Below are 23902 nucleotides of genomic sequence, written 5' to 3' on the forward strand. Positions count from 1 at the left end.
TTGTAAGCAATATCCTACAAGTGTGTAAGGGATCTTATCTAAAGTTGTCAGTGTTTAACGTTATAAATTATTGTTAATCTTTTAAAATCAGGTAATTACATTTTTCTAACGATTTACTGACATGTGGGATGTGTATTTAAATGGAGTTGAGTGACTTTTATCGGCGTTTATTTTGGCTAGAATGTAGTTATCGAAGGCGGGTCATCAGTTGGTTTTCTTAGGATGAGAAATAAGACTAATGATGCTTAAGAATATTAAGGATGATACTAGGACACGCTCACGGATTAGGGCATAAGCTCGGCAAATGGATAGCCGAATCAAGGATGGGTGAAGACAGTAAATAGTCGACACAAGGAAAAAAAGGATAGGGCTGCAGGATGCAGCTGGGATAATTCAACGGATTGAATAGATTTACCGCTCAGTCAACGGATAGGCTGTTCAACGGAATGAAACTCATGCGTTTGTTTGTGTTACACAAATAGACAAGGAAATGAGAACAGGGAAAAGGACTGCAGGAAGCATGTTTACATGGATGGTGCAGGGAGCAAATTTCAGCCGGATTGCTGACAAAAGTGTTAACGGGCACAACCTTATAACTTAAGGTTGTGCCTTTTTGCTTTCTGGCGGAAATTATCCAGCCTTAGAATAATGTATTGGTTACGATGATGTATGCTTCGTTACCCTTAAAGCACAGTGCTTAAAGTTATGCAGATGCCAATTTATGATCATTTTTCTGTTTAGTTAGCATTAATGGTGAATATATATAGACCGTTTAAATCTTTGCAAACCTAGCCTTTATTATCTACATTTCATAATCAATCCAAAAGTATACAAAAATAAATTTCCCTATATTATTGTTTGTAAAGTAATAATTGTTAAATCTAATGATGTTCTTTTGGATATTCTTTTAGATGTTCTTATATTGCTAAGGATGTAACTACTCTATGAACAGTGAAATTGATATTAATCGGTTAATTGTTCGGTAAATAGTGAGTAAATTGTGTGACAATAGCCTCATTTTTTTCAGTCTTAACACTGCTCTGATGTATGCTTTGTATTTCGTTCTGCATGTTGTTGCTTAATGGTTTATTCATCTGTGCGTGTCGCTTGAAGAGGGATTTATTTGATGTGGTTACAACGAGAGATGACACTTAACTCTAAAAGACGAGGATTTCATTTAATTACTGATGAAGTGATAGCACGGCTGCCAGAGCTAGGAGGTATCAATGTTGGCTTATTGCATGTGTTTATTCAGCATACTTCAGCATCGCTGGCGATAAACGAAAATGCTGATCCTACTGTTCGTGGCGATTTGGAACGGCATTTTAATGTACTCGCACCAGAAGGTGCGCCATACTTCCAGCATACTTATGAAGGTGCCGATGATATGCCTGCGCATATCAAGTCGACCCTGATTGGTTCTAGTCAGTCAATTCCGATTACCCATGGGCGTTTGAACTTGGGTATTTGGCAAGGTTTATATTTATGTGAGCATCGGGACCATGCTTCGGCGCGCACAATTATTATCACCTTGCAGGGTGAATGATTTAAAAAGGTTAAATTGCAATACTAAGGTAACAAAATTGCCTATTTTACATTCATTTCTCACGTTAATAATTGACTTTGCTTGTGTCAGTAAATGTAAAGATGCTAAATTCAAGCAGATAAATGAGATGTGTAAAATATGCAATGTTACTGGTGTTTTTTTACGATAAGATTTTACATATAAATGTTTTATATATAAAAACGGCCCTAAAATTCAAAAATGAATTACGCATAATAATAGGTGGGTTTACGTGATATCTGTATATTTGGTTGACGACCATGAACTCGTGAGAACGGGTATTCGTCGCATTTTGGAAGATGAACGCGGTATTAAAGTCATCGGTGAAGCACCTGATGGAGAAACAGCCGTACAGTGGTCTCGACAAAATGAAGCGGATGTCATTTTAATGGACATGAATATGCCTGGTATGGGGGGATTAGAAGCCACCCGTAAGATTTTACGCTATCAGCCAGACGCTAAAATTATTGTGTTAACCGTACAAACAGAAGACCCTTTTCCGACCAAAGTGATGCAGGCTGGTGCTTCTGGCTACTTGACTAAAGGTTCCACATCGCCAGAAGTATTGCGTGCCATTACTCAAGTGGCTCGTGGTCAACGTTATCTGTCACCAGAAATTGCCCAGCAAATGGCACTAAGCCAATTCAACCACTCTGACGAGAATCCATTTAGCAGTTTGTCTGAGCGAGAATTGCAAATTATGATGATGATAACCAATGGTGAAAAGGTTAATGATATTTCTGAAAAATTAAATTTAAGCCCTAAAACTGTCAATAGCTATCGTTATCGACTATTTGCCAAACTGGGGATCGGCGGTGACGTTGAGTTGACCCGTTTAGCTATCCGTTACAAAATGCTCGATACAGGTTCATTCTAGTCAGGAATAATGTATTCCTCGCAACGCATTAAGTAGCTTTAATCATGCCAAGTGGTTTTAACGCCAAATCTTTTTTAAAACATGTCACCTCAGCGCCTGGTGTTTATCGAATGTACGATAAACACCAACAGGTTATTTATGTTGGTAAAGCCAAAGATCTCAAAAAACGCTTAAGCTCGTATTTTAGAGTCAATATCGCCAATGTTAAAACTCAGGCGCTGGTTTCGCATATCGATCATATTGACGTGACCGTTACGCACAGCGAAACAGATGCGCTATTGCTCGAAAACGATTACATCAAACAGTACATGCCCAAATACAACGTGCTGCTGCGTGATGATAAATCTTATCCGTATATTCTGTTGAGCGGCCATAAGCACCCTCGACTTGCTTATCATCGTGGTCCAAAACGTGAAAAAGGTCATTATTTTGGCCCATACCCTAATGGTGGTGCAGTCCGTGAGAGTTTGCATTTAATGCAAAAGCTGTTTCCAATCCGCCAATGCGATGACTTATATTATAAATCCAGATCTCGGCCTTGTTTACAGTATCAATTAGATCGTTGTAGTGCGCCTTGTGTGGGGATTGTCAGTGATGAGGAATACAGCGAACAGGTCAAATTAGCCGGTTTATTTTTACGCGGCAAAGACAAACAAGTCATATCACAGCTGGTGGCCAAAATGGAGACCGCTGCAATTGATATGGAATACGAGCGTGCGGCACAGTATCGTGACCAAATTACCGCATTAAGGCGCGTGGCAGAACAGCAGGAAGTGTCAAATCATAAAGGCGATATGGATGTCATCGGCGTCGATTACGCCTCTGGTATTGCCTGTTTTCATCTATTGTTTATTCGCGATGGTAAAATTTTTGGTAGTCGCAGCTATTATCCTTCAGTACCCGCAGAAACTGAAATTGAAGAAGTGTTGTCATCATTCTTGGGCCAGTTTTACCTTAATGCCGATATTCAGCGCACCATTCCAAAAGAAGTCATTCTCAGCCATCACTTTGACGGTATAAAAGAATTAGAAGCGTCGATAGAACACGCATTAGATAAAAAGTTTGAGTTAAAAACGCAAGTAAGAGGCGACAGAGCTAATTTTTTACGTCTTGCCATGACTAACGCCAGTAATGCCGTCGCGACCAGACTGTCACATAAGAATACTGTTGAACAACGTTTTCAATTACTTGAAGAAGCACTTGAACTTAATGAACCGATTAAGCGGATGGAATGTTTTGATATCAGTCACACTATGGGCGAAAGCACTGTGGCATCGTGTGTGGTGTTTAATCGAGAAGGGCCGCATAAAGCCGATTATCGCCGTTACAATATTACCGGTATTACCGGTGGTGATGATTATGCCGCGATGGAACAGGCAATAAGCCGTCGATTTGATAAAATCGACAACAATGGCAAAGTGCCTGATTTAGTCTTCATTGATGGTGGTATTGGCCAGTTAAGAGTGGCGCAAACGATTGTCGATGAAAAGTGTGTCAATATTGATAATCCACCATTACTCATTTGCGTGACTAAAGGTGAGGGTCGCAAAGCAGGCCTTGAAACCTTTATTGTTGGTGGCAGTGAACAAGCTTTCGATATTCCCAGTGATTCGCCTGCATTTCACTTAATGTTGCACATTCGCGATGAGTCACATCGCTTTGCGATTACCGGACACCGTAATAAACGTCAGAAAACTCGCAATACTTCTACCTTAGAATCCATCGCAGGTGTGGGCCCTAAAAGGCGTAAGGCTTTGTTGCAACATTTAGGCGGAATTCAAGAAGTGAAGGGCGCTAGCGTGGCTGAATTGACAAAAGTACCCGGAATTAGCTTAGAAATGGCACAAACAATTCATGATGCATTGCGAGGGGGCTAAAATTAAGGCAAGATTGGCGCTGCTTCTGACAAATTGGTCTTTTTATGCCGTTTAACTTACCTATTGCACTGACATTATTCCGTATTGCTTTGTTACCCGTATTTATAGCGGTATTTTATTTACCATATCCATGGGCACCATTTGTTTCGGCATTTATTTTCTGGTTGGCCGCTTTGACCGATTGGTTAGACGGTTATGCTGCGCGTAAACTTGGTCAACTAACCCGATTTGGCGCTTTTTTGGATCCAGTTGCAGATAAAGTCATGGTGTCGACCGCATTAGTGCTGTTGGTTCAACAAAATGACAATGTGTACTTAACCTTAGCAGCGTTATTTATGATTGGTCGCGAAATTGTTATTTCAGCTTTGCGTGAATGGATGGCCGAAATAGGCAAACGTGGCGTAGTTGCCGTGTCTTGGATTGGTAAATATAAAACTGCCACGCAAATGATCGCAATTATTGGATTGATTTGGAAACCCACACCTTGGCTAACTGATGTCGCTTACGGCTTGTTTTATATTGCAGCTGCACTGACGTTCTGGTCGATGATGAGTTACATTTCAGCAGCTTGGAAAGATTTAACGGCAGAATAGCGTAATAATAGTTCAATAAGATTATTTAGTGCGCAAACAGTCAAAATTGCGTAAATCAATAATTGACACACGAGGTTAATTCGGTAGAATGCCTCCCCGTAGACAAGTGATGAGTCAACAACAAGCCTTAGGGTTTTATGTTAACTAACACGATTAATGTGACATTAGTTTAGTTTGATAGGTTGAAAGACGATACCTTTCTTGCTGATATAATAAAGCATTAAAATGATTGAATACGCGACATTAGCTCAGTTGGATAGGTTGAAAGACGATACCTTTCTCGCAGATTTAATAAAGCGTTGAAACGATTGAATAAGCGACATTAGCTCAGTTGGTAGAGCGATACCTTGCCAAGGTATAGGTCATCGGTTCGAACCCGATATGTCGCTCCAATTTCTTATCTTATCCGATGGATTCGAATTTGGTTAAAGATGGCGCGATGGCAGAATGGCTATGCTACGGATTGCAAATCCGTCTATCTCGGTTCGACTCCGGGTCGCGCCTCCACAAAATTGCGTTTAATGGTTACGTTAAGTAACGGTTAAAACAACACTTTGCCCGAGTGGTGGAATCGGTAGACACAAGGGATTTAAAATCCCTCGCTGAATAAGCGTGCCGGTTCAAGTCCGGCCTCGGGTACCATTATTTACATACGTAAGTATGGTGTAAAAAAGCCTCAACATTAGTTGGGGCTTTTTTATATCTGAAATTTAATGATAAAGAATAAAGATGAAATCCCTGACGCTGTTGTTGAACATCAGACGTGGCATTTTTGTGGATATGGCCTACGGCCATGAGTACAAAAGTACAAAGAAAACACCTGGATCCCGGCTTAAAAACACTGCCGGGATGACGAGAAGGTAGCTAACAAGCTATAAACATCGAAGTTATTGATGAGTCTGTGCTCTACAACGCCAACAGCTGCGGTAAATATTCGCTGTCTAAAGCTGCAATATCGATTTGTTCGGTGAGCACATCATGCAATATTTGATGACTGGTCAACGGATTGGCGAGTACCACGCGAAATACTGTCGTTTGTTGACGTAAGTATTTTGCTGGCTTAATACGTGTGCGTGACACAAACGATTTGCCTTGTTCGCGTTGATGCTTTTGAATAAATTGCGTCAGTCCATCGAGTAGTTCATTGATTGATGCAACTAAAACGCTATCTTGGTTGGCTAGAGCTGTAGTAAGTATGGCTTGCACCGTTTTTGGTACATAACGATAGGTCAGCAAACATAACTCAGGCTCAGTGACTAACTCAAAATCAGGATGTTGGTCGATGATTGAGGCAAAGTAACGGGCTTTTTCTAGGCTGTTATTAATGAGGATTTCATAGCCATCACGGCCAATAATTTGAAGACAAGCATGCACGAGCATTGCCATTCCAGGTCGCGAACCTTCCAGCGTTTGACTGCCTAGGTCTTTTGAACCCACCCGTAGAATATATTCAGCATGATGCACTATGGCTTGCGCCAGTTCAGGGTCTTTAAATAACACCATACCGGCGCCCATTGGAACATACATTTGCTTATGGGCATCGATAGTAACGGAGTCAGCTAACTCGATGCCTTTTAGTAAATGGCTATATTTTTTGGACAATAAACTTGCGCCGCCCCATGCCGCATCGACATGGAAATGACAATTTAGCTCGCTGGCTAACACTGCTAATTCAGTTAAGGGATCCACATTGCCTGTTTCAGTTGTACCGGCGATACCTACAATGGCCATGACTTTAATATTTTGTTGTGCCAGCTTTTCTGCTGCATCACGCATGGCTGCAACATCGACTTTATGATGCTCATCTGTTGGGATGCTAATGATGTTATCTCGGCCAATACCCAACAAGTCGGCGGTTTTGCCCAAAGAGTAATGACCGCGATCGGACACTAAAATAGCAAGGTCATCATAGCCATAAAAACGCAATGCTTTCGTCATTCCTTCGCGGGTGACGCCTTTAAATTCGCCGCAAGGTTGTAACAGCCGGTTTCGGGCAATCCACAGCGCGGTGATATTGGCAACGGTGCCACCTGAGCAAAATGCCCCGAGTGAGTGGTTAGCACTGTGCATCCATTGGTGATAGAAATCATCAGATTGCTGATACACCAAATGATGCATCATGCCTAACACTTGGCGCTCTAATGGGGTAAAAGCTTTCGATGTTTCAATTTTGACTAAATTTTGGTTTAGCCCGACCATCATTTTTGACAGTGGTAACACAAAATAAGGCAAGGCCGAGGTCATGTGTCCAATAAAACTGGGTGCTGAAGTATGGACTGAATGAGCGACTAGGTTTTGCATGATTTCGTCGGCATAATCAGAAACGAACTTGGGATCGGTCGGTATCTGATAGGTGCTAAAGTCAGTTTCTATTTCTGACAGTGGTTTTTCCAGTGCGGCGATGCTGTTACCTAAAAAACCTGCGAGGTCTTGAGACAGCTTTTGCTCAATAATGCTCAACGTCGAGGTTGAATCTTCAGGGGCGGTAAAAATTCGCAGTAAGCTGTCTTCTGAAGCGTTTGCTTGACGGGTGATTTTCGAGGTCATTTTGCTTGCCGTAATGATGAAAACTTCATCCTGATAGCATTGACGGGTGCTTTACGATTAACGCTACACCTTCAGGATGAAATGAGGGTGCTAACTTTACTGTATGGCTGGTTTCGCTTCAAGTATTTATCGTGTTATTACTGCGGATTAGCTGCGTTAATTCAGAATATGAATGATGTTGATATGAATAATCCAGCACAAATGCGGTAAGGTATTTGTGCTGGATTAGATTATTTGTCTGCAAATGAAAGTGACATCATTGCCGCAATGTTGCGTGCGGTATTGGTTAGATTAACCTGAGCTTCAGACAATACTTGCTCTAAGGGCTGCAACGCAGGAATGATAGGGAAAATAGCATGCATGCCTTCGGCTAGAATAGCATCTGCATTTTCACCAAGGCATCCTGAAATACCGATAACCGGAATATTAAGTTGTTTGGCGACATTCAATACTCCCATAGGGGTTTTACCAAACACGGTTTGACCGTCTATTCGACCTTCACCGGTAATAACCAGATCAGCATTGAGACAATGTTGTGCCAACTTAACGCTTTTAGTGACAATATCGACCCCAGGTTTTAAGGTTGCATTTAACATTGTCATTACGCCAAATCCCATACCGCCAGCAGCCCCAGCCCCAGGGTGTAATTGCCAGTGTCCATCAATTGGCTGGTTAAGGTGTTGGTTAATGATATGAGCAAAATGCCCCAAAGCGAGATCAAGTTGCTCAACCATCTCAGTAGTAGCCCCTTTTTGTGGACCAAAAATAGCACTGGCGCCTCGTGGCCCGCATAATGGATTATCGACATCGCACGCAACTTCAATTACGCACTCCTTAATGGCTGGATGGCATGATTGCATGTCGATGTAATGTAATTCGGCGAGGGCAGCTCCACCAAAAGGTAATGGAGTATTGTTTATATCACTTAGTTGGACTCCTAAGGCCTGCATCATGCCTGCGCCTGCATCATTAGTTGCACTGCCACCTAGGCCTAAAATGATGTGTCTTATGCCTCTGTCTAATGCATCGGCAATCAACTCACCAGTACCAAAACTGGTGGTTAATAATGGATTACGTTGAGTGGATGGCACCAGATGTAAACCTGATGCGGCAGCCATTTCGATTATTGCCGTTTGGTTTCCATCCTCATCAAGTTGTCCAAGCACGCCATAAAATGCGTTAACAGGTAAACCTAAAGGCCCTGTGACAGTGAGATTAATAATCTGTCCTTGGGTGGCATCGACCATCGCTTGTACTGTACCTTCACCGCCGTCGGCCATTGGCACCTTACAATATTGCGCGTTTGGGAATACCTGTTTAAATCCATTCTCAATGGCATTAGCCACTTCTAGGGCGCTTAGGCTTTCTTTAAATGAATCTGGTGCAATAACAATTTTCATATAAGACTCTAATTAATAATTTACAGTAAAAATAAGCTTAGTAGATAAACGGTAATCATCGCCGTGACTCCCTGGATTAAGGTGGCCATTGTTTGGGCCCGATACGCTTGTTTGACGCTCATGCGGCTAAATTGAGTCACCACCCAGAAGAAGCTATCGTTTGCATGTGAGACTGTCATCGCACCCGCACCAATTGCCATTACGGTTAACACTCGGCCCATTTCTGAGGCTAAACCAATATCGCCTAGTAATGGTGCCACTAATGCTGAGGTAGCGACTAATGCCACCGTAGATGAACCTTGTGCTGATTTGAGTGCCGCGGCCACGATAAACGGCATAAAAATACCCACACCTAAAGCGGACAAGCTACTACCCAGAAATGCACCAATCTCAGTGGCTTTTAATACCGCGCCAAATGCACCGCCAGCACCGGTGATCAATAAAATAGGCGCTGATACCACTAAACCTTGGCTGATACGATCGCTAAACTCTTTGATTTTTTGGTTGCTTTTTAACAGCGATAACGACAGAAATAGGCCGATCATTAAGGCGTTAACAGGTTGGCCCAAGAACACTAATAAATCGAATAAGCCTTGTTCACCTAATGGTTTTGAAGGGAAGTTAGCCACCGAGCCTAAGCAGATTAAAATGATAGGTACAAAAATAGGCGCAAATGCTTTGGTAGGGCTAGGTAATTCGCCATAGGTTTTCTTTAGATCATCAAAATCTTCTTGCTGCAGATTCAGTTCTTCGGCGCCTTCGCCGTCTGGCTGCTCATTGGCAAAACGATTGGCCCACAACATACCGGCAAAAGCGGCAATGGCAGCAACAAACACACCGACAGCTATCACGAGTCCAAGCTGTGATTCAAGGCCAAGATTACCCGCCGCAGCGATAGGGCCTGGGGTTGGCGGCACAAAGGTATGAGTTGCGTATAACCCAGTTGCTAGGGCGACGCTCATGGCAACTTGAGACACTTTCATCCGGTTTGCCATTGACTGTTTTAATGAATTTAAAATGACAAAACCTGAATCACAAAAAACAGGGATCGACACTAAGTAGCCAATCATTGACATAGTTAACGTTGGGAATCGTTGGCCAAACAGTTTAATGACCACATCTGCCATAGTTATGGCTGCACCACTTTTTTCGAGAATGGTGCCGATAATCGTACCGAGCACAATGACTAAGCCGATGTAACCTAAAATACCACCGAAACCGCCAGTGATGGTTTTGGCAATTTCATTGCTGGGTAAACCATAGGCAAATGCGGTGAGAAATGAGGCTAAAATGAGGGTTAAAAAAGGGTGCAGTTTAAATTTAGAGGTGGCGATGACGATAAAGGCTATCACGCCGATTAAGATCAATATTAGTCCCATAGAGTACTCGTTATTTATTATTGTAGGGGGTGGTTTAGTATTCATCATAGTAAACCATTACCTATAAATTACTTTGTGCGCTTGCACTAATAAATCTACGAGTTAATACTATTTTTGTGCTGACGCACAATTAAGTGCTAGGTTGGTGGATTAACTGACCTAAATATAAACTCAGTAATCCATTAAAACTGTGTAAATCAATATTGGTGATAGTTTGAATTTTATCTAATCGGTAACGCAGTGTGTTTCGATGGATAAACAAACTGTTAGCACAGGCTTGGATGTCTCCCATGTGTTCTAGATAAGCGGCAAGTGTTTTTTGCAATTGTTGGTTATTGTCAACTGCAATCAGTTTCATGTAAGGCCCAGCAAGCGCATTACCTCGCCAGTGGTGCCGTAACCCTGATAACAGTACTTGTAAGCTGTAGTCTTGGTATAAATATTTGGTTTTTGTTGGATGTAATCTTTTTCCAATATCTAACGTTTCTTTGGCGGTGCGATAGGAGTAACTAATGCCTAATTCACCACTGAAATAATGCCCCAATGAAATATGCAGGCTAAGTTGCATATTGGCGGGTAAGCGTTTGAGTAATTTGTTGATGCGTTGGTTTTCAAGCTCAGGGTCAAATTGCTTACCATCTAAAAAAGCCGGCTTTAAAATAACTAATTGAGTTAGTGAGGTCATCGCAATTAAGTTATCGCGTACAGGATTTTGTAATAAATACAGTACTTGTTTTAATGCTTGATTGTCTTGTTGATATAATGGGTTTTTGTTATCAAGTTCGATAATGGCGGCCACTCGCGGTACGCTTAAATCGACACCTAATTGCAATGCCCATTGTTGTAAAGAAGGCAAGTCTTGCTCATTGGCATGAATGAGTTGCGAAATAAACTCCTCTTTTTGACGATTCTGCCACTGTAATTGCTCTTGCAAATTTGCTTGCTCGACAATCATCTCTGCTGTCATCTTAAGCAGTTCACCATAATGGCTTAATGTGTCTGGCTCGCCAGTGATACCGATAACGCCAACCACTTGACCTTGGTAATGCAATGGCAAATTTAGCCCAGGTTTGACGCCATGTAAATTTGAAGCGATGGCTTGGCTTATTTCAACATTGCGATTTTGGCTGATAGCTAATAGTGCCCCCTCATGTACAGTGCCAATCCGATCTATATCGCCTGAACCTAATATCACTGCTTGAGCATTCATAACATTGATATTATGACCAATAATTTTCATGGTTCGGTCGACAATTTTAGTGGCAATTAGTGTATCAATTTGAAACATGAATTTCTCTGGGCAATCAATATCGGTACTGAATGATACCTGATGTTAGCTAAGTATTGGGAGGAGGTTGGTGCTTAAATGCATTGGAAATTTAAAAAACAAGCAATGGTCTTTAACAAGCAATAGGGGAGGAAAGATGAGCAACATAAAATGGGGGGCACATCCATTTGCCCAAACTTCAATCACAAGCTATTCACCTTGTTAATATAATGTTAAATCCGGTGTAATTGCAAGTTTTTTATACAATAGGATGCTAGCGACCGTTTTTGTGTCTAAAGGTCATTAAATCAAATGATATAAAAACGCCAACCTAGATAAGGTTGGCGTCATTTTTAATGTGATCGACTTGGTTATATTACCGTGATATCACTTACAGACTATAACTCACGTTGAGCATGATCATGTGTGCAGTGTAGTCATGCTGTAAATTACCTAAACTCATGACATTCCAAATGGTATCTGGCTCAATATCATTGGCGTCATCATTATCAAGGTATTTTTCCATTTTGTAGTCTATACGCAAGGCCATTTTTTCGGTGGCTTGATATTGTGCATACACATTAATGTTATGCACTTTGGCAAAATAGTCACCGTAATCGCCACTAATACCTTGTCTTACTTGGGTGTTACTGTCTGAGTCTGAGTAGGTATAATCCAAACCTAAGCGCAAACGACTGTCCATTAAATTGTTGTAGCTTAAGCCTGCGCCAACAACATCGACAGTGTCTTCAATATCGGCTTGCCAAGTCGCTATACTTAAATTGGCGCTGCCAGATTGAGCAGATTTGATGATTTGATGGTTATAAAATGTATTAACATTCATATCGTCATTAATCATGTAGCTCAGATTAATATCGTAGTTTGTGTCTTTTGATTCAGTTAAACCTATTTGCGTATTTGTATAGTCATCATATGCATAGCGAACCCCAAAATCGACGTTTAAGTTATCAATAGGGCTATGATTAACACGCGCCTCTATTTGAGTGCGGTCACGGTCGGCCAAATAGTATCGACGTAGCAACGGATTTTGTTCTGCAGATGACGATTCTGATGCTTTATATTCTGAACCATCTCTCTTGCTCAAACTACCTTTAAGCCACATATCCCACATGTCAAAACTATTGACGCGTAAACGTGCCCAGACGTTATTATCGTCAGTGGTTTCTCTGCCTTGATTACTGCGTTCATCTCGTTTGAAATCATAACCCGCATCTAGTTTTAAACCATGGTTGATACGATAGTCAGTGGATAATTTAGCGCTATGGGTAGTGAGATCGTATGGCGTGTTATACCGCACTTTGCCGGTAACATCGTTAATGCTAATTTGAGTCCATTGTTCGATTTGGGTGTTGTTTTCTCTGTCGTTATAATCATAACTGCCAGTGAGACGCCATGCTCGGCTGAGCTTAGTCACCGCTTTAAGTGTCATGCCGGTGATATCAACTTTTGCATCAATAGAATCTGCCGGTAATGAATAGCCATAACCTATGCTAGTTAATTGCTGATCTTGGGTCATTTGGCCCATGAGTAAACGGCCACTTAAGCTGGTAATGGAATCGTTATATTGGCCCATTAGCGAAATAGTATGGGCCTCGTTATCTGGGTCTAGCGCCATATAACCACGACTTTGCGCCCCAAACGTAGGGTTAAAGGCGCTGTCAAAACCAAGCTGCTGGTGGTTATTGCTAAACACTGAACCATTGTAGTTTATGCTGGTAAACCAGTGATCACCACGGAGTTTAATCCCAGCGTTTAAGATGTCGGTGGTGTAATCAACCGGCTCCGCTAACATCATTGACTGGTTGAAAAAACTGCCAGAGGCAACTTTGGTTCCGGTTTTCTCTTCACGCTGAAAATTAACGTAGGTTGTGAACAGTGATTCTGTTTGATATTCAAATCCTAGACCGGCACGTTCACGTTTAAGCGACAATTCAAATGGGGTTAAACTGCTATAAAGCATTGGCATGTCTGAGCTTGAACCTGCCGTTACCCAATTATCCGCTAAAGTAAGATTATCGCTGCCGATATTCTGGTAAGGACTTAAGGCATTATTGCTCTGATACGTAGCGATGGAGCGATAACCTAGATTGAGGCGATACAATCCAAGTTTACCGACATCTATTTCCATACGGCCATTGTCCATGCCCATATTATTTGCGACGACTTTTGCTTGGTAGCCATTGTCACCTCGATACTTTATATCGGCATCCACTTTGCCCGCTGTTTGATTACTGCTATTAAATGCGTTGGCTGATTGAATATCGTCTTCGCTGTTGTAACCAATACCAACCCCGACAGTTCCTGTGGTACCTGTTTCGACAGCACAAGCCTTACAATTCCAAGCATCATATTTAATTTTGTCGGTTTTAGCATTGGCTAGGCCATAACCATCAGCCATCAGGCTAAAGCTGGTACTAGTGAGTAACGCTAAGGTAATGAGGTTCAATTTGGTATTCATAATATAATCTCCTTAGCGCTGCAGTAACTTACCAGACGGATGGTTTGAACCATGCACCTGACTATGACAATTTAAGCAGCTGCGACCACCAGTAAAGGCATTACCATTTACTGTTGAACCCATATCAGTGTTACCTAGATAAGCGTTGCTTGTGTGATTGTCACTCGCATGACATTGCTGACACAGTTGTGGCGCACGAGTTTTGAGCATTGCATCGTTCACAGAACCGTGTGGATTATGGCAATTGACGCAATTTTCGGTGACGGGTGCATGCTCCCACAGCTTTGGGCCGCGTTTCTCAGCGTGACATGAATAACACGTTTCATTGACTGTTGGCTGAACAAGATCTGAATCGCTCAAACTGCCATGTGGATTATGACAGTCGCTACAGGTCATTTGATTCCATTTCATTGGATGACTGGTGCGCTTGTTCATGTCAGCTTTTTGTCTGGTGTGACAAGTGGTACATACTTCGACTTCTGTTTGCTTTGACAGTATTGGGTCATGTTCAGCATGTATGCTATGACAAGATGCACATGCCACATCGGCATTGGCGTGATGACTACTGTCCCATGCCACGCGTTTGTCGTCGAGATGACAGCTCATACACACACTGTTTTGCTTGTCTGCAGCGAGTGTTGAAGTTGGGCCAAAGGTAATCATTGGCTCTTTACCACCACGATTATGTGAACCTAGTGGGCCGTGACACGCTTCGCACTGTAATCCAGCCATTGGACTTTTTGATGAATCAATTGCGCCATGAGCACCTTTGAATAAATCCATGACCTTTTCTGTTTTTTTATGACACATCAAACAAGTGTCGGCACCCTTTGGTGAGTATTTTCCTTCGGCGAATTTTTTATCGAGTGTTGCTTCAACTTCTGCCCGTGTCATGCTGGCATCCCACTTTGCCGCCTGTACATGACTCGACATAAACAGCGTCGATGCAGTAAGGCAGAGCAGGGCTAAAAATAAGGTATTTATTGAATGTGTGGTCTTCATAAGTAGACTTCCTAATTTGTCCATTTTGATGATCAACAAGTTGATTACGTAAGCCATAGCATGAGAGAGAAGCAGGGCTTCTCTCTCAATGGACAAATTAAAGCTTCACTTGTGTGTGGTTTTCAATGGTGGGTGCATGGCAGAAGAAACAGGTTTCTAACTGCGCAGCATCATTGGCTTCTTGATAGCTACCATTAACAACCGCACCTTGACTTTGTGCATGCTGCGAAATCGTGTCAAAGCCATGACAAGATGCGCACGTTGCAGTGATAGGTGTTGTATAAAGGCCTTGCGACGTAGCAAGTGCACCTTTAACTTTGAATGTATCAAGATTAAAGTCGTTGTGACACTGAGTACAGTCTTTGATAATGCCTTGCTCACTATGAACACTGTGCAATTTCATTTCAATGGCGCCTTGATTAGCACCAGAAGCATAAGTGCCATCTGGCGTATGACAAGCTACACAACCATCCAAACCTATGGTGACTTCGCCATTAAGCTCACGAGCTAATTGTTCTGACATCACAAAACCAGCATGGTGGCCTTTATGCAACTCAAAAGTATCTCCATGGCAATTATCACATGAACCAAAATTGACCGAGTCAGTGTGACGATAGCTAGGCGCATTACCAGAGAAAGTGCCTACTGTGAACTCGGCTTTCATGCTGGTAGTTGCTACGCCGTCGACACAATCAATGGCTTGAATACCATCGTTACACATTTCAAGACCAATAAAGCTAAAGGCGGTATCTGTGTCGCCTGCGCCAAATGGCAGTGATGCAATGTTATAGACTAAGTTACCTGATTCAATGACTACATCGGCTTGTAACAGACCCGCTTTGATAAAGTCCTTGCTGATTTTGGCTAAACCGCTTCCTGGGCTAGGGTTATATCCCATAATTGGGAAGTTAGGTCCGACGTTAGTGATGGTTTCAATTCGTTGAATTTTGCTGACTAAGCTTGCAGCATCAATGGCCGTACCATTAGCATCTAAAATCGTTACCGATAGGGTAGCTGACTTGTCTTCAGTGCTTGATTTATTAGCCGTTAGTGTTGCTGTCATGCCGTATAAATCGATAAATGCTTTTTTCTGAGTATACGAAGTTGTGTGTAATTCTTCTGTCCAACTTGCATTATGACAAGCTATACAATTTGAATTATCCACTTGTTGCGGATGACCTTGACCCGTTTTAAAGTCAATATCGGTATGGCAACTTGAACAGGCTTCCATGGTTGGAATTCGAGACCAGTTGTTCGATTCGCTCAGTTGTTCAGAATCAACATGACAAGTGGTGCAATTATCTTGCACTATCGCATGCGCTGCTTCTGCACTCTTGTCCAAGTTGCGGCCATACATTTTGGCATTGTTATGAACATTATGAATTAAGTGACTGAACTCAACTTGAACCTTGTCTTTTTCAATGGCCATTTCGTTGGTATGGCAAGATGTACAGGTTTCTAAATCAGTGTAGCTATGATAAATACTTTCACCCTTTGCATGGCAGGTATTACAAGTAGCGCCACTGACGATGTTTTTAGTGTATTTAGCTTCAAATCCTTCACCGTCAAAATCTTTGGTAATTTCAGTACGCGGCACTCCGGTAACGCCGTCTTGCAAGGTTGATGCACTTGCAATCACATTGTAACGTTGGGTTAGCTCTGGGTTAAAGCCTTCAACATTGACGGTAAAACTGTAATTACCGTTACCATGGTCGGTAAAGGCTTTTTCGGAACCAATAAATTGCCATTGGGCTGAATTACCTGCACCACTTGCGCCAGCTGGAATGAGTTGGACGACTTTTTTAATTTCAAAGTCTTTAAGACCCGCTACAGGGAGATCTTTTTCATTGGTCGCAAATACTTCAATAGTCGGTTTGCTATCTTGATAAGTGACTTTAGTGATATCTAAGTTTAGCGTTTTAATTGCTTCAGCAGGCTCGCCACCAGGGTTTCCTGGATTACCAGCTTCACCATCATCGCCTCCGCCACAACCGACCAGTGTCATTGATGCTGACATAGCAAGTAACAATGCCATTTTTGTGTATTTTTTATTCATCATATTTTCCCTGCAAAGGTCATCCATCTAACTCACTGGCAGTATGTTCTGCAATTATCTTATTCAGTTAAGTTGATGTTGGAATTAATTTTCCCAACACTAAGATTACGTTACAAACAGCAACTCGTCTTTAAAACGAACGTAATTGTGTGATGATGATCAGCCTATTAATAAAGAGGTATGTAAAATGCGCAGTTTAACGGGGGAGGATTGTTCGGATAACAAAAAGACCTTAGTTATAAACTAAGGTCTTTGATGGATAAAACGCCAAGGTTGTTTCTTTTTACTGTTTAAAAACCATGTGTTTTAGTGACGCGGTCTACGGTATGACAGGTAGAACATATTTCTGATGCACGATTACGAGCATCGTCCTCACTGATCCCATCAACAATACCGCCATTAGATTCAATATGCGACACGGTGGCATCAGTACGATACTTTTGATGACAGCTTAAACATGCTCCAGTATCTGATGACATCCATACATCGGCTCCAGTATCGATATCGCCATAACGCCATACTCTGTCAGTGGCTCTACCAAGTTGGATCCCATCAGCGGTATGACAGGTTTTACAATCGGTTTTCAACACGGTTCCAGATTCAACACCGGCATATTTGAGGTAATGACCTTCAGCGCTGTGTGCTTTAAAGGCAAAGCTAGTCGATTTTTTGCCACCAGGGTAAGTATCGTCATTTTTAAGTGTCTTATCAGCGGTATGACAGGTTTGGCAATTGACACCATTGTCATAGTGATACACTTCTTGGTTATGGCAACCTTGACAGCTTTCTGTGTTGATAATGTTTCTACGTGTAGCAGTGGTTTGGCTAGTGTCTATTGCACTTGCAGCCATAACAAAATGGTATGGACTACTTTTAATTTCCACTTTCTGGACATCATCAGTACTACAAGCCGTTAGTTTAACTTCCGGTCTGCCGTAGCCACCATGATTAAAACAGGCTGTGACTGCTGACCATAGTTCAAATGTTTTACCCACATAATCTGTTGGTAAGGTGATCTTATCCCAAACTAAGGTCCAGCTATTATCTGCGTTGGCGGTACCTTCACTTAATTTAAGACGACGATTACTGTAACTGGCATCTTGATACGTTGGGTAGTTTTTGTCGCTGTCCCATGCCATAACGATACGGCTACCTTGGTCGATAAATTCTGCTGCAATAACATTAGCTGAAGCATCGGTAAATTTAATCGTAGTACTGAATTTCCCATCAGCAGTAACTATTACGTCGCTGAATACGGCGTTCATCGCTTGGGTTTCGTTATAGGCTTTCATCACATCGCCATGCGCTTCTTTTGCACTGCGACCATAGCCTTCTTCAACATGGCATGACGTACAATTTGTGCCGACACCAACATGTTGTTGAGACGCTAACTCTGTGTGACACGCAATACAAGCGGTATCACTTTTATTGGCATTAAACAGCGCGGCATCTTTGGGAGCGTTTGTGCCCTCGACGTGACATGCACTACAATCGGCAGCAGGTTTTTGCGGATACATCACGTTACCGTAATTATGTACTCCACCACCATAGCCAATCACTTTATAAGGTGCGGCTACATCGCCATCAACAGTGCTGGTTACGCGGTCTTGGCCTTTATGGATGGCATGGATCATGTAGGTGAAATCAACACTGTTACCGGTTTCAGGATCGCCAGATGTTGCGGTATGACATGATGCACAGTTTTCAAGATCGATTCGACGACCGCCGTGCAATGCTAAGCTTTCTGGTTGATGGCAGGTATAACAAGCATTAATCGAGACAACGTCGCGTGATGCAATATCTTCGGTTAAGCCAGTAGACGGTTGAAAATCGTAATGAGCATTAGCTGTAATTAACGGCTGTTTTAATTCCAATGTAATGCGCTGGGTGTCATCAGCTTGGTAAGTGATGCTTAACGGCTCTATGACTTGAGCAATATTGGTTTGAAATGTGTATGAGTATGAGCCATCTAAATTATCAACTAAGCAATCGGTACATTTTGAAGCAGCCTCAACGTCAGCCTGAAATTGTGCTGAAGGAGCAATATTTGTTTCATCAGCAGGGATCCAACTTGCATTAGGTTGCTTGGTTGTATTGATATAAGACTGCCATTGATAACCACGGTCGACTTCGACTTTAGCGCCATCGGCACCGACCATTTCAGTAACCGGGGTTAATTGAGCGATACCAAAACGAAGGTCATGATCTTTTGTTAGTCCCAATACCGCAACACCATTGGCATTTTTAAGAATAAAGTCAACACTGACTTTTCCATCGACTACGGTTGCATCGGTAAAGGTCGCTTTTAGGGTTGATGTCGCATCTATGTTTACACCAATAATACCATCTGGCCCATCTTCGCCATTAGTACCATCACTGCCTCCACAACCCGATAGCGCTAGAGCAATAAGCCCTGCACTCAATACCGCTTTTGCAGCGGGACTAACTGTTATTGTCTTCATCATGTATTCCCTGCATTTTTTGTTATCTCGCATTCACTACTGGTTATAAGTGTGCGGATTTTATTCAAATCTAATGTTAGCTAACCTTGGCCACTTACTCATTGAATTATGTCTAGAGTTGTGACTGAGATCTGACTATTCCTTTATGGGTAACGTTGTTTGATGAAGATTTGCCGGTATTACTGAAATAAATAGGATAGTTCCAAAGTGTTAATACCGTTATTAGCATATTCTTGAATACGCTAAGTGATGTGAACCTGCATCAGTGACTTGTGCTCGACGTCATAAACGATTATCTCACCACTGTTTTTCTATTTCATCTGGCTATGTATTTATGTTCAATAGATTAATGATTCACGTCTGAATTCGTATTATGGGCAACATAAATAGTGTGTTTGGCATACTTGGCTTGTGAATAGATCGATTTATGTCGGTTAACCCATCCCTTATCCCATCTAGTATTCCCTGTTAAGGTTAAGTATTGCGCAGTTAGGTAGAGGATTGAAAACTTATTAGGATAAAGGCTTGATCCAGCCAATGGGTTAGGGGATAATCGCCCCGTTCTGAGACATAAGCTTTGTATTATATGGTTCAGAAGTCAATGGTGACCCTAGGGTCCCCCCGCAACGATAACTTGTGAACTCGGCCAGGCCTGGAAGGGAGCAACCGCAGCAAGTGACTCGTGTGCCGGGGTGTGGCTCTAGGGGAACCTCCAATATTCCCCGTATGATTTTCACCGCATTAATTCCAACAAAGTATTGCAACCAAAATATTTTAACCAAAAAATTCCAATCAAAAAACAGCCGTATTGTATGAATAAATTATTCATGGAATTACCATAACCAGTGCTTACTAGAATATATTCATTCAATATCCGGCAAAACATCAGTTAATGGCAAGCATCAGCTAATGCCGGTGAAATTACTGTTGTTGTTCTGCTGCGATTTCAGCTTCTTCTTTTAAGCGTTTTTGCAAATTTGCTTTGAGGAATTGTCTCGAACGTTCTAGTGCTTCGCTTATCTCTGTTTTCATCTGTTTTAATTCTTGATAATTTTCGAAGAAATACGTATCAACTAAATGGCGAATGTACCTGACGGGTAACTGATTCAGCGTGACGCAGCATAAATCCGCTAAGTATTCTTCTGGCAACTCTTCCATTAGACCTTCATCTCGCAGCATTTCCATTAATAGAACTTCATAATAGTTTCGGATCTCTAATTGCATTATTACGCTCCATTGAGACAGTTTGTTTTATCGACATATGCTTCAATGTCGAGATGTTTGTTTAATTTAGTGACGCAGTGTTATTGGTTTTGCATTGCCTGACACTGTGGTGACCAGATTTCATTGGCAGCAATTAACAATTGGCTATGTCGAATGGTTAATTCTGCTTCATTACGACTATAGCCTCCCCCTATTACTGCTGCAAGTGGGATGCTATGCATTTGTGCTATCGATATTACCTGTTTATCTCTAGCGAGAATACCTTGATTCGAAATGGCGAAATATCCAAGGTCATCATGTTGATGAATATCGACCCCAGCATCATAGATGATCAGATCTGGCTGATGGATGCGTATCAAGTAAGGTAATATTTGTTGTATGTATTCAAGATATTGTTTATCGGTACACCCTTTATCCAGAGCGATATCGTGATCAGATTGTTGCTTTCTGGACGGGAAATTCTGTGCACAGTGGATCGAGCAACTAATAATATCTGGGCTGCCTTGAGTGAGTGTCGCGGTTCCATCACCTTGATGAACATCACAATCAAAAATGAGTACCTTATCCGCTTTACCTGAGTCAATGGCTGATCTCGCCGCGATAACTAAATCATTGAAAATGCAAAAACCACTGCCAAAATCATAGTGCGCATGATGATAACCACCGGTTAAGTGAACTGCAATTCCATGTTTAAGCGCTAATTCAGCACATAAACGGGTACCATTTACGGCGTGTAAGGTGCGGGTGACTAGCGCTGTGCTCCATGGGAAACCAATACGTCTTTGGGCTTTATGGTCTAAGGTGCCATTGATAAATTGCTCGACATACTGCGGGCAATGCACTGTATAGAGCGAATCTTTCGATATTGGCGTAGGCGTATGGCGATATTGCTCAAACAACAATTGTTGTTTGAGCGCGTGCTGGTATAAATTGTGATATTTAGTGGTTGGAAAACGATGGGTGCTAGGTAACGCCAGCTGTGAATAGCTGGCGTGGTAAACAAAAGGGATCGACACGGACATTAAAGTTGCTTTATTGCCCAACCCATAAATTCTTTACGCGTTTTGTCATCGGCTTGTAACCACCAATATTGCAGCATTTGTTCTGCTTGTGCTGGAGTCGGTTTTTGCGCCGTTGTTGCTGGCACCGTTACTGGTACAGTTGCAATAACTGGTGCACTCATCGTAGCAGATTCAATATCTGATTTGACTGCTAATGCTTGTATTGGTTGACTGCCGTTACCTGTAGCTGAAGCCGATAAGGTTTCAATATCATGTTGGTTTTTATTGTTAAACAGGCTAGTAATAAATGACTCTTCAGTAAAATTAGTTTGTTCTACACTGTAAGTTACCGCTGCATTATCTTGGCGTTTAATGTTGATTTGTGGTTTTTTAGCGAATGCTTTTGGATTCTTGATAACGTCACCGTCAGCGGGTTGTAATAGATATTGATGATCGCCATCAACCGTTAACGTCACAATTAAAGGTGTCGATTTTACAAAAGATTGACTGTCACTAAAGGAATCATCAACCACATCATGATAACGGACTGCAATTTTATGGGTGCCATTGGTTAACGCTAAATCCGATTGATGATTGAACATACTGGTTTCAACTTCTGCACCATCAAGCGCTAGGTACTCAAAAGACATTGGAATGGTTAAATTCGCTGCTAAGACTGATGATGATGTTAAAAATGCCAAAAGCGCACTTGTGGTAAATAAAGATTTCATTGTTGCTCCTTAACGTGGGTAACTTTGGCGAGGTCTTTCAAAAAGTTGAATACGCTCTTCAATATAACTGGTTGCTTGTTTGCACTTTCCTAAACGGCGATGCATAGACAGAATATCATTTTGCAGTTTTATTTTGTCATCACTATGACAGAATTCAAGAGTTGCTTCCATTTGTTGTATTTTTTGCTCTATTTTTTTTGCCCAATTTAAATGTTTATTGAGTTCAGCGTAGAGTTGATGGCTATTTTGCATCACATTGCTGGCTATCCAACCAAATCCGCTGTCTTGTATTGCTTGTTGTTGTTTTTTTGCATATCGGGCTCGATTACTGGCTTTGCGCTGTTGTTCGGATTTAAGGTTGATGTGAGTGGTTAGCAATGCTCTGCGTAATGCACTAAATCGGTCTTGAATACGATCGCAACTGAGTTGGATAACGTTACTGCCCAACTTAAGGTAAAGTTGTTTTTCGAGTTGTTTAATATCTTGACGTAACTGAGTGATACAAGGGCTTAGTTGGGCTCCTTGTTGGGCAAATAGCTGACTGTTAAATCGTTCAATTTCTTGTAAAGACTGTCGTTGCGAAGGCGCCAAATTCTGGTCGTGTATTAATGCGTCTTGCTCCAGTTTAGCGAGCTGTTGTTTTAACATTGATAGCAATTGTTGGGTGTTCATACCCATGCACTCCACGTAAGATGGACTGCAATCGACAATACCATAATAATGAATATTGGTTTAATAAAAGGTATCCCAAATCGAATCGCACTTCTGGCGCCGATAAATGAACCTGCCATCATGCATACCCCCATCCACAAGCCGAGCATCCATTGTACTTGACCCATGGATGCAAAGATAATGAGTGCGGTGATGTTACTCACCGCGGTCATGACTCTCGCTAATCCACAGCTGTGCAACAGAGGGAGTTTATACAGCGAGATAGACGATACCGTCCAAAAAGCACCAATACCTGGTCCTGCAAAACCATCGTATCCACCTAAAACAAATCCTTGGCTAATTTGTTTGTATTTTGGTGAACGATATTTTGGGGCCATTATATTTTTGTCACCCATCGCTTTGGGGCTAAATAAGGTATAAACAGCGATACTAATTATGAGTAGTGGTAATATTTTGTCTAACCATTGTGGGTCAATCAGAAATACTAAACCACAACCTGCAATCGACCCAACCAAGGTGGCAAAAAAACACGTTTTCCATAATGCAGGGTTAAATAAATGCTGTTTATAAAAGGTGTAACTCGAAGTAAGAGAACCAAAACAAGCTGCTAATTTATTGGTTCCTAATGCTAAATGTGGCGGAATACCAACGGTGAGTAATGCTGGAATAGACAGAAGCCCACCACCGCCAACTATGGCATCAATAAAACCCGCAAATATACCTATGACCGCTAATATAGCCCAATGGCTAGGGTCTAATAATAAATCCAAC

General features: G+C 41.8%; 17 protein-coding genes, 3 tRNA genes and 1 other RNA gene. 8 read left to right on the plus strand and 13 right to left on the minus strand.

Translation table 11 applies throughout. The annotated features are described in order from the left end of the window. The first annotated feature begins 1126 nt into the window (after positions 1–1126). The 7 genes from GUY17_RS06875 (at position 1127) to GUY17_RS06905 (ending at position 5553) form a co-directional block, all read left to right on the plus strand. Positions 1127–1546, plus strand: coding sequence for a secondary thiamine-phosphate synthase enzyme YjbQ (locus GUY17_RS06875; protein WP_162022701.1), 420 nt, complete (start codon positions 1127–1129; stop codon positions 1544–1546). Between the two features lie 250 nt (positions 1547–1796). Then, on the plus strand, positions 1797–2441 hold the full coding sequence (gene uvrY, locus GUY17_RS06880) for a UvrY/SirA/GacA family response regulator transcription factor (RefSeq protein ID WP_011638098.1): 645 nt from the start codon (positions 1797–1799) through the stop codon (positions 2439–2441). A gap of 44 nt (positions 2442–2485) precedes the next feature. Next, the gene (uvrC, locus tag GUY17_RS06885; protein WP_101087778.1) at positions 2486–4318 is read left to right on the plus strand and encodes an excinuclease ABC subunit UvrC; all 1833 of its coding nucleotides are present in this window, start codon (positions 2486–2488) and stop codon (positions 4316–4318) included. Between the two features lie 44 nt (positions 4319–4362). After that, the gene (gene pgsA / locus GUY17_RS06890; RefSeq protein ID WP_011638096.1) at positions 4363–4911 is read left to right on the plus strand and encodes a CDP-diacylglycerol--glycerol-3-phosphate 3-phosphatidyltransferase; all 549 of its coding nucleotides are present in this window, start codon (positions 4363–4365) and stop codon (positions 4909–4911) included. Positions 4912–5227: 316 nt separating this feature from the next. Next, positions 5228–5303 (plus strand) — tRNA-Gly (locus tag GUY17_RS06895). A gap of 41 nt (positions 5304–5344) precedes the next feature. Further along, positions 5345–5418: transfer RNA gene (locus GUY17_RS06900), tRNA-Cys, on the plus strand. Positions 5419–5467: 49 nt separating this feature from the next. After that, a tRNA-Leu gene (locus tag GUY17_RS06905) sits at positions 5468–5553 on the plus strand. Positions 5554–5817: 264 nt separating this feature from the next. Here the strand turns inward: GUY17_RS06905 and panP are convergent. From panP to GUY17_RS06945, 8 genes are all read right to left on the minus strand, one after another. After that, the gene (panP, locus tag GUY17_RS06910) at positions 5818–7458 is read right to left on the minus strand and encodes a pyridoxal-dependent aspartate 1-decarboxylase PanP (protein WP_162022702.1); all 1641 of its coding nucleotides are present in this window, start codon (positions 7456–7458) and stop codon (positions 5818–5820) included. Between the two features lie 230 nt (positions 7459–7688). Further along, entirely contained in the window at positions 7689–8858 is a 1170-nt protein-coding gene (locus tag GUY17_RS06915; protein WP_162022703.1) for a glycerate kinase, read from the minus strand. Positions 8859–8878: 20 nt separating this feature from the next. Beyond that, positions 8879–10237: a GntP family permease gene (locus tag GUY17_RS06920; protein ID WP_162022704.1), complete on the minus strand. Its 1359-nt coding sequence runs from the start codon at positions 10235–10237 to the stop codon at positions 8879–8881. 130 nt (positions 10238–10367) lie between these two features. Next, entirely contained in the window at positions 10368–11525 is a 1158-nt protein-coding gene (locus GUY17_RS06925; protein ID WP_101087786.1) for a sugar diacid recognition domain-containing protein, read from the minus strand. 370 nt (positions 11526–11895) lie between these two features. Next, positions 11896–13983 (minus strand): MtrB/PioB family decaheme-associated outer membrane protein, encoded by a 2088-nt coding sequence (locus GUY17_RS06930; RefSeq protein ID WP_162022705.1) that lies wholly within the window; start codon positions 13981–13983, stop codon positions 11896–11898. A gap of 12 nt (positions 13984–13995) precedes the next feature. After that, complete coding sequence (locus GUY17_RS06935) at positions 13996–14985, minus strand: DmsE family decaheme c-type cytochrome (protein ID WP_162022706.1); 990 nt, start codon at positions 14983–14985, stop codon at positions 13996–13998. Positions 14986–15082: 97 nt separating this feature from the next. Next, positions 15083–17044: an OmcA/MtrC family decaheme c-type cytochrome gene (locus GUY17_RS06940; RefSeq protein WP_162022707.1), complete on the minus strand. Its 1962-nt coding sequence runs from the start codon at positions 17042–17044 to the stop codon at positions 15083–15085. A gap of 287 nt (positions 17045–17331) precedes the next feature. Next, positions 17332–19506 (minus strand): OmcA/MtrC family decaheme c-type cytochrome, encoded by a 2175-nt coding sequence (locus GUY17_RS06945; protein ID WP_162022708.1) that lies wholly within the window; start codon positions 19504–19506, stop codon positions 17332–17334. 607 nt (positions 19507–20113) lie between these two features. Here GUY17_RS06945 and ffs point away from each other — a divergent pair. After that, an RNA gene (ffs, locus tag GUY17_RS06950) (signal recognition particle sRNA small type) lies at positions 20114–20210 on the plus strand. Positions 20211–20424: 214 nt separating this feature from the next. Here ffs and GUY17_RS06955 read toward each other — a convergent pair. From GUY17_RS06955 to GUY17_RS06975, 5 genes are all read right to left on the minus strand, one after another. Then, positions 20425–20727: a late competence development ComFB family protein gene (locus tag GUY17_RS06955; protein WP_101087795.1), complete on the minus strand. Its 303-nt coding sequence runs from the start codon at positions 20725–20727 to the stop codon at positions 20425–20427. A gap of 80 nt (positions 20728–20807) precedes the next feature. Continuing rightward, the gene (locus tag GUY17_RS06960) at positions 20808–21749 is read right to left on the minus strand and encodes a histone deacetylase (RefSeq protein ID WP_162022709.1); all 942 of its coding nucleotides are present in this window, start codon (positions 21747–21749) and stop codon (positions 20808–20810) included. Next, positions 21749–22459 (minus strand): DUF2057 domain-containing protein, encoded by a 711-nt coding sequence (locus GUY17_RS06965; protein WP_101087798.1) that lies wholly within the window; start codon positions 22457–22459, stop codon positions 21749–21751. The genes GUY17_RS06960 and GUY17_RS06965 overlap by 1 nt, the downstream gene beginning before the upstream one ends. 9 nt (positions 22460–22468) lie before the next feature. Beyond that, positions 22469–23131 carry a primosomal replication protein gene (locus tag GUY17_RS06970; RefSeq protein WP_101087800.1) on the minus strand — a complete coding sequence of 221 codons (663 nt, stop codon included), beginning with the start codon at positions 23129–23131 and terminating at the stop codon, positions 22469–22471. Next, positions 23128–23901, minus strand: coding sequence for a TSUP family transporter (locus tag GUY17_RS06975; RefSeq protein ID WP_162022710.1), 774 nt, complete (start codon positions 23899–23901; stop codon positions 23128–23130). Before GUY17_RS06975 ends, GUY17_RS06970 begins: the two co-directional genes overlap by 4 nt. Between the last annotated feature and the right edge of the window lies 1 nt (position 23902).

The sequence above is a fragment of the Shewanella sp. Arc9-LZ genome, assembly GCF_010092445.1.
GTDB lineage: Bacteria > Pseudomonadota > Gammaproteobacteria > Enterobacterales > Shewanellaceae > Shewanella.